The sequence below is a fragment of the Streptomyces sp. SID14515 genome, from assembly GCF_010548505.1.
In the GTDB taxonomy this organism is placed as follows: Bacteria; Actinomycetota; Actinomycetes; order Streptomycetales; family Streptomycetaceae; genus Streptomyces; species Streptomyces caviscabies.
In genome coordinates, this window is the sequence record NZ_JAAGMH010000016.1 from 24,277 (window position 1) to 37,952 (window position 13,676).

The 13,676-nt window shown below is 73.2% G+C and carries 10 protein-coding genes; 1 reads left to right on the forward strand and 9 read right to left on the reverse strand.

Going from position 1 to position 13,676, the window contains the following annotated elements; all coding sequences use genetic code 11:
• Positions 1 to 10: 10 nt before the first annotated feature.
• Positions 11 to 1,201: a cytochrome P450 gene (locus G3I54_RS02230; protein ID WP_164610505.1), complete on the forward strand. Its 1,191-nt coding sequence runs from the start codon at positions 11 to 13 to the stop codon at positions 1,199 to 1,201.
• 34 nt (positions 1,202 to 1,235) lie between these two features.
• Here G3I54_RS02230 and G3I54_RS02235 read toward each other — a convergent pair whose 3' ends face one another.
• The 9 genes from G3I54_RS02235 to G3I54_RS02275 all read right to left on the reverse strand — a co-directional run bounded on the left by G3I54_RS02235 (position 1,236) and on the right by G3I54_RS02275 (position 13,613).
• Positions 1,236 to 2,336 carry a serine hydrolase domain-containing protein gene (locus G3I54_RS02235; protein WP_164610507.1) on the reverse strand — a complete coding sequence of 367 codons (1,101 nt, stop codon included), beginning with the start codon at positions 2,334 to 2,336 and terminating at the stop codon, positions 1,236 to 1,238.
• A gap of 131 nt (positions 2,337 to 2,467) precedes the next feature.
• Positions 2,468 to 3,436, reverse strand: a complete 969-nt coding sequence (locus G3I54_RS02240; protein ID WP_164610509.1) for an alpha/beta hydrolase — start codon at positions 3,434 to 3,436, stop codon at positions 2,468 to 2,470.
• An 86-nt stretch (positions 3,437 to 3,522) separates the two neighbouring features.
• Complete coding sequence (locus G3I54_RS02245; RefSeq protein WP_164610511.1) at positions 3,523 to 5,397, reverse strand: hypothetical protein; 1,875 nt, start codon at positions 5,395 to 5,397, stop codon at positions 3,523 to 3,525.
• A 106-nt stretch (positions 5,398 to 5,503) separates the two neighbouring features.
• Positions 5,504 to 6,544 (reverse strand): hypothetical protein, encoded by a 1,041-nt coding sequence (locus G3I54_RS02250; protein ID WP_164610513.1) that lies wholly within the window; start codon positions 6,542 to 6,544, stop codon positions 5,504 to 5,506.
• A 29-nt stretch (positions 6,545 to 6,573) separates the two neighbouring features.
• Positions 6,574 to 7,854, reverse strand: coding sequence for a TRAP transporter large permease subunit (locus tag G3I54_RS02255; protein WP_164610515.1), 1,281 nt, complete (start codon positions 7,852 to 7,854; stop codon positions 6,574 to 6,576).
• Positions 7,855 to 7,858: 4 nt separating this feature from the next.
• Entirely contained in the window at positions 7,859 to 8,497 is a 639-nt protein-coding gene (locus G3I54_RS02260; protein ID WP_164610516.1) for a hypothetical protein, read from the reverse strand.
• Positions 8,494 to 10,623 carry a hydantoinase/oxoprolinase family protein gene (locus G3I54_RS02265; protein ID WP_164610518.1) on the reverse strand — a complete coding sequence of 710 codons (2,130 nt, stop codon included), beginning with the start codon at positions 10,621 to 10,623 and terminating at the stop codon, positions 8,494 to 8,496. The genes G3I54_RS02260 and G3I54_RS02265 overlap by 4 nt, the downstream gene beginning before the upstream one ends.
• 197 nt (positions 10,624 to 10,820) lie before the next feature.
• A complete protein-coding gene (locus G3I54_RS02270) occupies positions 10,821 to 12,434 on the reverse strand; it encodes an FAD-dependent oxidoreductase (RefSeq protein ID WP_164610520.1) in 1,614 nt (537 codons plus the stop codon).
• A 69-nt stretch (positions 12,435 to 12,503) separates the two neighbouring features.
• Positions 12,504 to 13,613, reverse strand: coding sequence for a LacI family DNA-binding transcriptional regulator (locus G3I54_RS02275; protein ID WP_164610522.1), 1,110 nt, complete (start codon positions 13,611 to 13,613; stop codon positions 12,504 to 12,506).
• Positions 13,614 to 13,676 lie beyond the last annotated feature (63 nt).

A 13,676-nucleotide genomic window follows, 5' to 3' on the forward strand; every position in this document is an offset into this window, starting at 1 on the left:
AGGAGGCACGTTGACCGCCACCGAGCCCACGCATCCCGCGCCGGTGCCGATGCACCGCCTGCACTTCGAGAAACCCGGGCCGCCCCGCCCGGCCGAGCTGCCGGGCGGGGCCCCCGCCTGGCTGGTCAGCCGGTACGAGGACGTCCGCCAGGTGCTCTCCGACCCGCGCTTCGGCCGGGCGCGGCTGTACGCCGCCGACGCTCCGGCCCTCTCCGACGTACCCGACCTCGTGAACGACCCCGACCTGATGTTCAACCAGGACGGCCCCGGCCATCTGCGGCTGCGCCGCACCCTGCGGCGCGCGTTCACCCCGAGGGCCGTCGCCCGCTGGCGGCCCTGGATCGCCGCGATCGTCGACGAGCTCCTCGACCGGCTGGAGTCGCGGCCGCAACCGGCCGACGTGGTGGCGGAGTTCACCCTCCCGCTGCCGGTGGCGGTGATCAGCCGGCTGATGGGCCTGGAGGAGTCCGCGTGGGACCGGATGCGGCACTGGAGCGAGCACGCCTTCTCCGACGGCACCCACGAGGGCGAACAAGTGGCCGCCGTCCTGGCGGAGTTCAGCGCGTTCGGCGCGGACCTCCTCGCGGAGCGACGCCAGGCCCCCGGCGAGGACCTGATCAGCGGCGTGGTCGCGGCGGCCGACGAGGAAGGGGGTGTGCCCGAGGCCCAGTTGGTCAGCCTGGTGTGCGGTCTGGTCGTCGGCGGCCACGACAGCACGATGACCATGCTCGGCAACGCGCTGCTCTACCTCCTGGGCGAACGGCGTACGGCCTGGCCCCGCCTGGGCGCCGACGAGGAGGCCGCCGGACGCGTCGCCGACCGCCTCGTCCACCTCGTACCCCTGGGCGACGACCGGGGCAGCGCCCGGCACGCCGCCACGGACGTCGAGGTCGGCGGGGTGACGATCCCGGCCGGCACGATCGTGCTCGCCGACTGCGGCATGGCCAACCGCGACCCCGAGGTCTTCCCGCCCGCCACCCTGTACGACCTGTTCGCCCCGCTGGAGGCCCCCACGCTCTCCTTCGGCGCCGGACCCCACTACTGCCTCGGCGCCTGGCTGGCCCGCACCGAGCTCCAGCTCGCCCTGCATCGTCTGGCCGCCCGCTTCCCGGCCCTGCGCCTGGCGGAACCCATGGACGCGGTCGCCTGGCGGACCGGCACCACCTCCCGCAGCCCGCGGCGGCTCGCCGTGAGGTGGTAGGGCCCGCCGTACCGGCCGACGGTACGCCCGGGGTTCAGCGGCCCCGGGCGCACAGGGCCGCGTCCACCGCACCCTGGAGATGACGCAGGCCCGCGCCCTCGGCCGTCCAGGTGGTGGTGTACACGGTCACGGTGGCGCGGCCGCCCGAGGCCCGGCCGCCGCCCACCGATCCGCCCGGCAGGTCACCGCCGTGCCCCCAGTAGACGCCGCCGCAGCTGAGCGGGACGGAGGCGACGCCGTAGCCGTACCGGCTCCCGGCGGGGTAGACGTCACGGCCGCCGATGTCGCTGGTGTCCCGGGTCATCAGGCGAACCGCCCACCCGGGCAGGAGCCGGCCGCCGAACAGCCCGTCCCAGAAGGCGTTGAGATCGCCGGGCGTGGAGACGAGCCCACCGGACGCGCCGAACTCGTAACCGGGAAGCTCGGTCACATCCACCCGACCCGCCTCCGGATCGGCCGGGTGGACACCGTAGTTGCGGGCGTGCGGCCCGCGCAGCGCCAGCTCGCCCGGCGCCGGCCAGTAGGTGTCGGTCAGCCGTAGCGGACGGAGGATCTCGCGCTCGATGTACGTACGGAAACCGACCCCCGTCACCTGGTCGATCACCATGCCGAGCGCCAGGTAGTTGGTGTTGGAGTAGCCCCAGTCGTCGCCCGGCCCGAAGACCGGCGGCTCCGCCAGGGAGAGTGCCAGATACTCCTCGGAGGTGCCGGGCCGGCTCCAGTCGACCAGCGGCGTGTACTCCGGCAGCCCGCTGGTCTGCTTGAGCAACTGCCGTACGGTGACGGCGTGTCCGGCCAGCTGCGGCACATGGTCGCCGGCCCGGTCGTCCAGCCGGATCCGCCCGTCCACGACCAGCCGCATCACGGCCGCCGCGGTGAACGCCTTGGTGTTGCTGGCCAGCCGGAACCTGCCCTCGGAGCCGACCATCGCACGGCCGGACTCCAGGTCCGCGACCCCGGCGGTACGGGTGTGCCTGCCGTCGAACGCGAGGGCGCCCGGCACTCCGTCCCGCTCGACGAGCAGGTCCAGCTGCCGCTGCACGGGGTCGGGCCGGTGGGCGGAGGCCGCCGGGGCGAACGCCACGGCGAGCGTGGTCGTGCACACGAGGGCGGCGGTGAGGCGCTTGCGGTACATGGGTCCCCCTGGACGTGGCTGCGGCCGGGCTGCGGATGGCGCCCCGGCCGTGCGGTTCGTTCTTCCGCCGACGACCCTGCCAGGGGGCCCGCACGGGGGCAGGCCGTCCGGACCCCGGATCGGGGGTGTACTCAGGCCCCCTGTCCGGGGTTCCCGAGAGCCCTCCGCAACACCGCGATCTGCTCGGTGGCGGCCCTGCGCGGCAGGGTGAGGTGGGGCAGCACGCCGTCGAATCCGTGGAACGCCCCGGGCCACAGATGGAATTCGGTCGACACCCCGGCGGCGATCAGCCGGAGCGCGTACTGCGCGCACTCGTCCCGGAACACCTCCAGCTCGCCGACGTCCACGTACGCGGGCGGGAGCCCCGACAGATCGGTGGCGCGGGCCGGCGCCGCGTAGGCGGGCACCTCGTCGCCGCCGGCCAGCGGGCCGAGCAACGCGGCCCAGCCGTACAGGTTGTTGGCGCGCGGCCAGGTGACGGGATCGGTGAACTCCCGGCTGGACGCCGTGGTGTTGCGGTCGTCCAGCATCGGGCACAGCAGCAACTGGAAGGCGAGGCACGGCCCGCCGCGATCCCGGGCCAGCAGCGCCGTGGCGGCGGCCAGCCCGCCGCCCGCGCTGATCCCGCCGACCGCCAGGCGCTCCGGGTCGACGCCGAGCGTGGCCGCCTGCTCGGCCGTCCACCGCAGCGCGCGGTAGCAGTCCTCGACGGGCGTCGGGTAGGGGTGCTCGGGCGCGAGGCGGTAGTCCACGGAGACCACGACGCAGCCCACCTCCAGGACGTACGCCGAGAGCCGGGCGTCGTCCATCTCGGGCGTACCGAGCACCATGCCTCCGCCGTGCATCCACACCAGGCAGGGCAGCGGCCCGGCGGCGGACTCGCGGGGCCGGTGGACGCGCAGCCGTACGGTGCCGGGGCCCGGCAGGCGGTGGTCGGTCACCCGGACGCCCTCGGCGGGCGGCGGGAACACGGCCTTTGCGCGGGCGGCGCGCAGTGCGGCCAGCTCCTCGCGGCCGAGACCGGCGAGGACGGTGGGCGGCAGCGGACCGGCGGCCAGCGCCGCGGCCATCTCCGGGTCCAGACGGGGGTCGTACGACATCGGGCGGAGCCTTCCTGAGGCTCCGCGGACCGCGCCCCGGCATCGGACGGCGGGGCACGGCCGCGGAGCGCGAACCGACAGATCCGTCAGTAGTCGAGTGCGATGCTCACCTCGATCGAGCCGGTGTGCGGGATCTTGAGGATGTGCATCCTGCGGCTGCCGTCGCGCAGATACCTGATGGAGGCGGCGGCGACCGAGGCGGGCCGCGCCGCGCCCCACCGGATCCGTACGACACCCGGGCCCCGGTGCAGATCCAGGCCCGTGGCGGTGGCCGAGGCCGAGCCGCCCCACGGCACCGTGGTGCCATTGCCGAACACCACCCGGTCGGAGGCCTTCAGGATCAGCGGCACCGTCTCGGTCGCGGACGAGACGGCCCGTACCGAGCGCCGCACCAGCCCGTCGCTCACCCGCACATCGGTGACGACCGAGCCGCTGGGGGTGGCGAAGCGGAAGGCGTACGGGCTGCCGCCGAGGAACTGTCCGGCCTGCGGCCCGTCGGAGTCCGGGACCTGGCCGGGCAGCACCGTGGCCCACACCCCGTGGTCGTTGTCGTTGAGGGTCTGGATCACCGTGCCGGCCACCGGGTGCCACAGGAACGACAAGCCGGTGCGCGCCATGGTGGTCGCCCGGTCGCCGAGGTACGCGCCCAGATAGACGTCGGGCCGCCGGATGTAGAGGAAGTCCTGGCCCCGGTCGGTCCGGCGCTCGGTGAAGTTCTTCGAGGCGAGGTACGGCAGGGCCCGCACCGCGTCGGCCTTGGCCTGCCGGGTCGGGTACCGCTCCCCGTAGAGCGCGTGGGCGAGGATCCGCGGCGAGGTGTCCTGTTTGGTCAGGCCCGCCACCGGAGTGGCGTCGGCGGCCCAGGCGGCGCGGGCGGCCGACAGGTCCTCGCGGGTGGAGGTGAACGCCCCGAGCGTCGGCACCTCTGGCACGAACTGGGCGTTGAGCGCGGTGCGTTCCGGATCCGGGCGGGTGTCGTCGTAGGCGAGCGCGCTGGTCCGGGTGGAGGGCGCGACATTGCTGAACCAGCCCGAACCGTCCGGCTCCCGCAGCAGGTTGTAGCCCAGCCATCCGGTGTACTTCCGGGCCATCGTCACCAGGTGGCCGTTGTTCGACTGGCGCCAGGCGTCGGCCAGTTCGGGCAGCATCACCTCGAAGTTGTAGTTCATGTCGGTGCCGCCCTTCTCGTAGAAGAAGCCGGCCGGTCCCTGCCCGTGCCGGGCGATCCGGGCGAAGGCGCCGTCGAGCCGGGTGCGCAGAGCCGCGTCGGGATTGGTCCGCAGCGCCAGGGCCGAACCCGCGAGCCCGGCGGCGACCTGGTTGGCGAAGGAGATCGGGGTCTGCCACACCCGCCCGTTGGCCGGGTTCAGCAGCCAGGTCATCGCCGCGTGCGTCGCGCGGGCGATCTGGGTGCGCCGCGCGGGCAGCAACCGCGCGTTCTTGAGCAGTACATGGGTCTTGCTGAGATAGCCGAGCGCGAATCCGGTGGCGGCGAGCGAGTGCTCGTCCGGGCTGTACTCCGGCCAGGAGCCGTCCGCGTGCTGCAGCCCGAGACAGTGGCCGAGCGCCGCGTCCAGGCCCGCGAGCAGTTCGGCGTTTCCCCGGTACGGGTTCCAGGGGCGGGAGTTGGTGAGGAACCAGGTGAGTGTGTAGACGTGCTCCTGCACCCGAGCGTTGTACGGCTCCGAGGGCTTGCGCCACCAACCGCCGCCCATGAAACCGGCGTTCGGCGAGCCGTTCCTGATGTCGCCGACCATGGCGGCCAGGCTCACCAGATAGGGCGCGTAGAGCTGTTCGTCGGCGGCGAAGGCGCGCCGGTCGGGGGAGGCCGGCGGCAGGGCGGTGAGCTTCGGCGGGGCGGTGGCGGCCAGGGCGGAGGGCGTGGGCAGGGCGGCGGCCAGGCCGGCGGCGCCGGCGGCGGTCAGCAGGGTGCGGCGGGAGGGGAACGTTCCGTACGTCACTGGGCGACTCCTGGGCAGGAAAGGCTTCGGTGAAGGGGAAGCGGCGGCGGAGGAGGGCGGCCGGGGGTGCGCCGGTGGTCGTCCGGCGCACTCCCGGCCGGGCCCGTCAGCCCCGTGCGACGGCGATCGAGCCCCCGAGCCGGTCGCCCGCCTCGTACACCAGATACGGCACACCCCGGTCCGTCCCGAAGCTCGGCGAGGCGGCGCGGCCGTTCTCCGGGGCCGCGCTGCCGGAGTCGTAGAAGACCCCGAGGTGGTTGCGGCGGGAGAAGTCGTTGCCGACCTCCGTGATCAGGATGTTCCCGCCGTTCTCCTTGCCGGTGTGGTAGACGACGTACGTGCTGCCGCCCCGGGTCAGCAGATGCGGGCCGCTGAGGTTGTTCACGCCGACGTCCGAATGGCGCACCAGCGGCTGCTGGGCGAAGGTCCAGTCCCGGCCGTCCTTCGACCAACCCCAGCTGATGTCACGGTGGTTGGACTGATTGTTGACCATGAAGAGCATCACGTACCGAGCACCGCGCGCGGGCAGATCGTGCCGGAACACCCGTGCGTAGGACGTCTCGTTGGTGCCCGCCGGCAGCATGTCTTTGGTCAGCACGGTCCGGTCGTACGTGAAGGTGATGCCGTCCTTGGAACGCGCGAGCCGGGTGGTGTGGTTCTCGCCGTGGAAGTAGAGCCACAGCTCCTTGGCGTCCTCGTTCCACAGGACGTGCGGCGAGGAGACATGGCTGACCTTGTAGTGCGGCTGCCAGTCGTTGGAGACCAGCGGGTTCGCCGGGTACTCGGTGAACGGGCCCTCCAGCGAGTCGCCGTACGCCAGGCAGATGCCGCCGGGCGCGTCGTGCGGGGCGTAGTAGAGGTAGTAGCGGCCCAGCGGGTTCGCCAGCTTGTCGTAGACACCCCGGATGCACGGGAAGATGATCTCGCCGGTCGGGTTGTACTTCAGCTGCGAAGGCGTCAGCAGCGGCTTCAGATGGCGGTAGTCCGGAAATCCGCCGGGGGCCGCGACGGCGCGCCCCGCCGAGGCCCCGGTGGCGATCAGCCCGGCGGTCGCCGCCGTGCCCGCCACCGCGCCGCGCAGAAAGATCCGGCGGCTCGGTCGGAACGCCCCCGATACGGAAGGGGTGGTGTCCTCGTGCTGTGTCATGTCGTTCTCCGTCCCGAAGAGTTGAGCGATCACAGATAGCTGGCGGCGGTGACGCAGAACCCGCCGAGCGCCACGGCCCAGACGTACGGCAGGGTCCGCAGCATCACCTGCTGCGGCGTCACCCCCGCGTACTGCGCGCTCCACACGGTCTGCGTGCTGGTGGGGTCCGACACCCCGAAGACCTGGTTGTACGAGGTGGCCAGCCCCAGCACCGCGACGGCCGGGTAGATGCCGGCGGCGATGAGGACCCCGGCGATGCCCGCGCCGAGACCGAAGACGTTCAGCGGCCCCCGGTACAGGCAGAGCGGCACGAGCAGCGTGAAGACCAGCACGAACAGCACCGGGTTCTGCGGACTGACGGCCTTGACCAGCGGCTCCAGCGACTCCACCGCACCGGGCAGCTTCACCGCGGCGAGCAGGATGCCGATGGCGACGAACAGGACGATCGGAGCGGCCGCGACCTCGAACGAGCCGTACAGCGTCCGCAGCAGCCGCTTGTTCATCTCACGCGGCCGGGTCGTCGTGATCAGCGCGAACAGGACGCCCGCCAGCATGGAGGGCAGGATCGCGACCTCGAAGCCCAGGGCGAGCACCAGCGGCACGACCGGGGTGAGGAGGGCGTACCAAGGGGCGTCGCCCAGCTGCTTGCGGCGCGAAACGGGCTTGGCGGAAGCCGACTTGAGCGACCAGGCGTGCTCGACACCGCGCCGCCGCGTCTCGATGAGCACGAAGAGGACGGCGGCGGCCAGCGCGAACGGGAACAGCTTGAACATGAAGCCGCGCACCGTCTCGACCGGCAGCTCCAGCGCGGTGGAGAAGAACTGCCAGATCGGCAGCTCGAACGGCATACCGGCGGCGATGCCCATCAGGATCGTCCCGGCGGCGGTGACCTTCGGAATGCCGACGGCGATCATGGCGGGGATGCCGATGATCCCGGCGAGCATCGCCGCCGGAGCCGAGCCGGTGACCGTGCCGACCAGCGTGGAGACGGCCAGGACGCCGAGGGCGACCACCACCGGCCGGTCCCCGCCGAACTCGACGATCTTGCGCACCAGGGTGCCCGCGATGCCGGTCTCGTCGAGGAGCCTGCCCAGCCAGGAGCCGAGGAGGATCGCGATCATCGTGGCGGCGAGGGCCGGCGCGCCCTCCTGGACGACCGTGTCCAGCACGCTGTTCTCGCCGGTCAGCGGAGCGCCCGCGACGAACGCGATGACGACGGCGAGGATGACGAGCGCGAAGGCGGTGGGCAGCTTGCGGGTGAGCATCGCGGCGACACCGGCCGCCATGACAAGAAGGATGACGATGCCCATGGCGCTACTTCTCTCTTCCGTGCGGGTGCGGGGATCGGGTCGCGGACCCGTGCTGCGGCTCGGCCGCGGTGGCCAGGGCGGCCGTCAGCAGGAGCGGACTGCGGCCCAGACCGCAGACCGTGCGGGCGTGGGCGTGGGCGGCGATCTCGTCGGCGCCCGCGACATGGCCGTACAGGGTGTGCCGTCCGGCGCGCAGCACCACATGGTCCAGGGCGCGCTTCAGCGACTTCTTCGCCGGGCCGTGGTGGAGCCGCTCGTGCACCGCCTCGTGCGCGATGGCCGCCGCCCGGACCGAACCGGCCGGATACCAGTGCCGCCAGCCGAGCAGGTCGATCAGCTCCTCGGCGAGCGCCAGGGTGTCGGTGAACAGCTCGACGGTGGGCGCCGGCCGTGAGGTGTAGCGGGCCAGCAGCCCTCGCGCCAGCCCGCCGTCGCTCTCCATGACCCGGGCCGTGGAGGCCACCGGCGGCAGCGCCGCGCCGAACGCGTCGGCGGTACGGGCCCAGTGGCGCAGCAGCTCCGGGTCGCGCCCCTCGTGCGTCGGGGTGTTCGCGAGCAGCCGTACGCCGAACTCGACGTCCTCGCTCGCCGCCAGCGCCGAGATGGCGGTGCGCGCGGCCCGGTCGAGCAGGGCGGCCGTCATGAGCGCACCTCCACGACCGCGACGACCGGTTCATCGGCGGCCCGGGCGCGCAGCTCGCTCCGGGCCAGCGCCAGCAGCGGATCCGGGTCGATCACCCCGGACAGATCGGCGATCCGGGAGCCGAGCAGGAGCCGCAGCGCCGGGGCGCGCACCCCGCCGTCCCCGTACGACGTGGCCTCTTTCACCAGCCCCGCGAGGACCTCGGGCGCCCGGCCCACGGTGGTCGTCTCCACCCGGGCGTCCGGCGCGTGCAGCCGTACGACGCCGTCCGCGTCCACGACCCGCACCGGGTGCCGGTCCGCCCGGAACCTCCGGCGCACCTCGGTGCCGTACACGGTGTGGGCCGGCGTGCCCGCGAGCACCCGCACCGAGGCCGGATCGGCCCGCAGGCTCATCGCGGCGGCGTGCAGCCGGTCCGCCTCGTCGGCCCGGTGGGCGCGGTCCTGGGTGCGCAGCTCGGTCGCACCGGTCGCCACGGCCCGTACGGTGCTGGTCTGCGGGTCGACGGTGACCTCCACCTCCACCCCGTCGGCGGCGGCCCCCTGGGCGATGACGGCGGCCTCGGCCTCCGCGCGCACGGCGAGGATCTGCTCCTGGCCCGCCCCCGGGATGATCCGCTCGACCTGCTCCCGGATGAGGGCCAGCGCCACGCCGATCGGGCTGATCACCTCGTTGTGCTGCGCGATCCGGCCCTCCTGGCCGGTGACGGACGCCAGATGCGGGGTGACGGAGGCGGCGCCGCCGCCCCCGCCGACGAGCAGCGCGGTGTCCTTGTCCAGCCGGTAGTCGCGCATCATCGCCTCGACCACCGACCTCACCTGATCGGTTCCCGCGTCCAGAAGCTTCGCCGCGGCCGTGGCGACATCGGTGCCGAGCGCGGCAGCCAGCGGGGCGATCGCGGCCTTCGCCACGGCCGGATCGCACCGGGCGAAGTCCCCCTCCGGCACCCGGCCCAGCGCGTTCGCCGCACACGTCATGGTGATCGCGAAACGGCCCCCGGCGGCGTCCAGCACCGCGTAGTCGGCCGGGTCGTCCGCCATCGGCCGGACCGTGGTGAGCTTCGCGCCCGCAAGATCCTCCAGGCTCGCGAAACAGGCGTACGGCAGCCCCGCGATATGCGCGCTGCGCGGCCCGACGCCGACGACCTTGCCGCCGTCGACCCGGACCATCGAGCCGCCGCCGACCCCGACGGTCCGCACGTCCAGCGCCGAGAGGTACGACGTCCGGCCGAGCATGGTGGCGTGCCGGACGGCGACCTTGCCGCGCCGCACGACGCTGATGTCCGTGGACGTGCCGCCGGTCTCCAGGAACAGGCCCTCGCTGATGCGCTCCTGCATCAGCGCGCCGGCGACGCCGGCCGCCGGACCGGACAGCACCGTCAGCAGCGGTCTGCGACGCATCTCGTCCAGCGACATCACCCCGCCGTCGCAGCGCATCACCATCAGCGGCGCGCTCACGCCCGCCTTGGTGATGGACGCGTCGACCAGATCGGCGGTGGCGAGCATGCGCGGCAGGATCGCGGCGTTCACCACGGCCGTACGGGTCCGCTTGTGGAGCCCGTACAGCGAGGTGATGTCGTGCGCGGCGGTCGTCGGCAGCCCCCGCTCCCCGGCGGCGGCCACGACCGCGTCCTCGCCCTCGGGCCGGTCGACGCTGAACGGCTGGCTGGCGACGACGACTTGGGCGCCCTCCCGCACGACCGCGTCGAGCGCGGCACGGACGGCGGGTGCGTCGTCCGGGTCGGCCACATGCCCGTAGGCGAGCGGCAGTCGCTTGCCGGGCGTCAGCTCCAGCTTGCGGAACGCGGCCAGCCGACGGGTCAGTACGGCGCTCGGGCCTGCGCCGATGCCGATCAGGCCGACGGTGGCGACGTCGCCCTCCAGCAGGGCGTTGGTAGCCTGTGTGGTGCCGTGGGCGAGGAACGTCACGTCCTCGGGCGTGTGGCCGGTCTGCTCCAGCAGACGGTCGAGAGCTTCGACGATGCCGTGGGCGACACCGTCCTCGTGATGGTGGCTGGTGGGGACCTTCACCTGCCCCAGCAGGCTCAGGGTCGTGGCGTCTACGGCCACGGCGTCGGTGAAGGTTCCGCCCACGTCGATGCCGACGCGTATGCGGTGGGTGTTCATGGCTGGGCACCTCCTTGTGCGGGTGGCAGGGCGAGGGCGGCAGGTCCGGGCATCTCGCGAGAGGTCCGGGGCCTGGGGCCGGGCGGGTACAGGTGGAGCTGCGCCCGCCCGGCGCTCCGCGCGCACCCTGGGGGCCGTGCGGTGAAGCGGGTGATGCGTTGGTCGTCCTCCGCGCCGTACGTCGGGCGCGGACGGGGTCAGTAGCCGCGTACGTCCGGCCAGTGGCGCCGCACGCCGTCGCGCTCCAGCAGCCGGGCGAACACCTCGAACCGCTTGTCCTCGGCCTGGACCTGATGCGGTTCGACGCTCTCGGCGACACAGTGCGCGGCCAGCGCGCCGGCGACCTCGCCGATGTTCCATTCCACCGGGTGGAGCCGGTAGCAGCCGTTGGTGATGTGCGTCGTGCCGATGTTCTTGCCGGCCGGCAGCAGATTGCGGACGCGGCGCGGGACGAGCGCGCCGAGCGGGATCTCGAACGGCACCGAACCGATGTCGATGTAGTTGTCGCCGCCGGTCGAAGGATGCAGGTCGATGCGGTAGTTGCCGACGCCGACCGAGTCCCGGTAGCGGGTGCCGCCGTAGGGGCCGACGATGTCGATCGAGACGTCGTGCTCGGTGACCGTGGTGACGGCCTTGATCCGCCGCGACTCCCGGACGTACGGCGCTTTCGCCAGACCGTCCGCCGTGCCCGTGACGTCCGGGCGCAGCCGCAGACCCGGGAATCCCGTGCCGCCGTCCGCCCGGGGGGCCTCGGTCTGGAGCCAGTACAGGACCGACAGCGACAACTGGCGGGCCTCGGCCAGCGCGGCCGTCGAGGTCTCCTCGCCGCCGCCGATCAGCGGCTTCAACCAGTAGTCGTTCAAAGGCCAGTTGACCAGAGTGATGTCCGAGTCGAACGCGCCGGGCCGGTGCAGCTTGCGGGCCAGGATCCGGCGGAAGCCGAACAGTTCCTTGTCGCCCGCGTCGGCGGACTGGTCGGCGCTGACGTCCAGCGGATCCAGCTCCGGATTGGGTACGAAGGTGCGCGGGACGGCCTCCAGGCTGCGCGGATCGGGGGCCAGGAAGCCGAGCAGCGGACCCGGCCAGAAGTCCGGCTGATAGGTGCGCCAGAAGTCGTAGTCGGCCGGGCGCTCGATGGTGTGGTCCTCGCCCTCGTGGTGCGAGAGCGCGAAACACACCGTGATGCCCTGCTGGTTGAGGGGCTGCGCCTCCTCGGGCGCGTGCGGCTCGTCGAACTCGCTCCGCGCCTCGGCGCCGATCACATGCTCCACACCGGCGAGTTCGAGGAGTTCGCCGGTCTCGGTGGCGTCGATGACGTAACGGGCGCTGATCGTACGGCGGTTGACACCGCGCAGATCGGCCAGCGTCACGGACCGCACGGTGTCGTCGTCGCCCGCCTCGGCGGCCACCGGCCGGTGCTCGGTGAGCAGGGTCAGCAGACCCGAAGAGCGGTACGGCGCGATCATGGCTTCCATGACGGCGAGGGCGACGCGCGGCTCGTGGCACAGCTTGCTGACGCGCCCGGCGCCAGGGTTGAGGTTGCGCAGCGCCAGCGCCTCCGAACGCATCGGGTACCACTGGCGGTAGTAGTCCCGGATCGCGTCGCGCAGGGTGCGGTACGAGGCGGTGGCGCCGAACTCCTCGACCCACGGGTGCTCGTCCGGCGGAACCGCCTGCGAGGTGAGCTGGCCACCGATCCAGTCCGTCTCCTCGGTGAGGACGACGGTGCGCCCCGCCCGGCAGGCGGCGAGAGCGGCGGCCACGCCGCCGAGTCCGGCGCCCACGATGAGGATGTCGGGTTCGGATGTCACGGTTCTCCTTGAAGTGCTGGGTGTACGTGGTGCGTCGGAGCGTCGGGCGGCCCTCTCCCGGGGCCGGGTCTACGAGGGTCGGAGGTGTACGGGGGCCGGTCCTGCCGTCGAGCCGGGCCGGAAGGTGCAGGCCACCAGGGGCTCCGTCGCCTCCTCCCCGGCCACCAGCGCGGCGAGCATCCGCACGGCGGCCGCGCCCAGTTGGGGCCGGGGGACGTCGAAGCCGGTGGGGACGGGGCCGTCCGCCAGATCCGGCGGGGGGCTGCCGAGCAGGGCGAGCGAGGCGTCGCGCGGACAGTCGATGCCGACGAAGTGCGCGGCGCCGTGCAGGGCGCGCCAGGCGTCGCCGGTGTCGGTCTCCTCCGCGACGAACGCGGTCACGCCCTCGTCCAGCCAGCCGCGCAGCCGCTCGGCGGTCAGGTCGCGCTCGGGGTCGGCGGAGCGGAAGACGGCGGCGGGACCGCCGGGCAGCCCCGCCTCCTCCAGGCCCTTGAGGAAGCCGTGCTCACGGTCGGTGGAGGCGGGCGCCTCGTCGTCCTCCCGTACGAGCACGATGCGCCGGTGCCCGAGGGCGGCGAGGTGCGCGACGACCTCCTGGGCGGCGCTGATGTAGTCCGCGCCGACCCACGCCAGCCCCTCCAGCTCGTCCCGGCGGCCGAGATGCACCACGGGGAAGCCGTCGGCGACCAGCCGCAGCAGCTCGTCGGCCGGGGCGTGGCGGCCGAGGAAGAGACAGCCGTCGGCGAGCCGCACCCGGTTGAGGGCGTTCGGTCCGGCGGCCCCCGCGCCGCCGGTGCTGGAGCCGGTGAAGAGCACCAGGTCGTAGCCGCGGGCGGCGGCCTCCTGCTCGACGCCGACGAGGAAGGGGTAGTAGGAGTGCTGTACGTCGGTGGGGAAGGTGGACGTGAAGCTGAAGACCCCGAGCAGATTGTTCCGCGCGGCGGCGAGCCGGCTGGCGGCCGGATCCGGCACATAGCCCAGGGCCCGCACCGCGTCGAGCACCTTCCGCCGGGTCTCCTCGGAGATCGTGGCGCCCTGCTTCCGCGCCCCCAGCACCAGCGAGACGGTGGCCTGCGAGACCCCGGCGAGCCGGGCGACCTCGGCCTGACGCGGCCGGGACGTACGGCCTGCGGGAGCGGGCGCCCGGCCCGGCCTGGACCGCTTCCTGGGTTCTTCCACGGTGTTCCTCCGGATCACTAATGCGTATTACTAATGCGCATTAGTGAGTACTGTGAACCTCCG

Bases quoted from the DNA above. Each gene is read 5' to 3' on its own strand.
- G3I54_RS02235 (WP_164610507.1), bottom strand. From the start codon at position 2,336: ATGTACCGCAAGCGCCTCACCGCCGCCCTCGTGTGCACGACCACGCTC.
- G3I54_RS02240 (WP_164610509.1), bottom strand. From the start codon at position 3,436: ATGTCGTACGACCCCCGTCTGGACCCGGAGATGGCCGCGGCGCTGGCC.
- G3I54_RS02250 (WP_164610513.1), bottom strand. From the start codon at position 6,544: ATGACACAGCACGAGGACACCACCCCTTCCGTATCGGGGGCGTTCCGA.
- G3I54_RS02255 (WP_164610515.1), bottom strand. From the start codon at position 7,854: ATGGGCATCGTCATCCTTCTTGTCATGGCGGCCGGTGTCGCCGCGATG.
- G3I54_RS02260 (WP_164610516.1), bottom strand. From the start codon at position 8,497: ATGACGGCCGCCCTGCTCGACCGGGCCGCGCGCACCGCCATCTCGGCG.
- G3I54_RS02265 (WP_164610518.1), bottom strand. From the start codon at position 10,623: ATGAACACCCACCGCATACGCGTCGGCATCGACGTGGGCGGAACCTTC.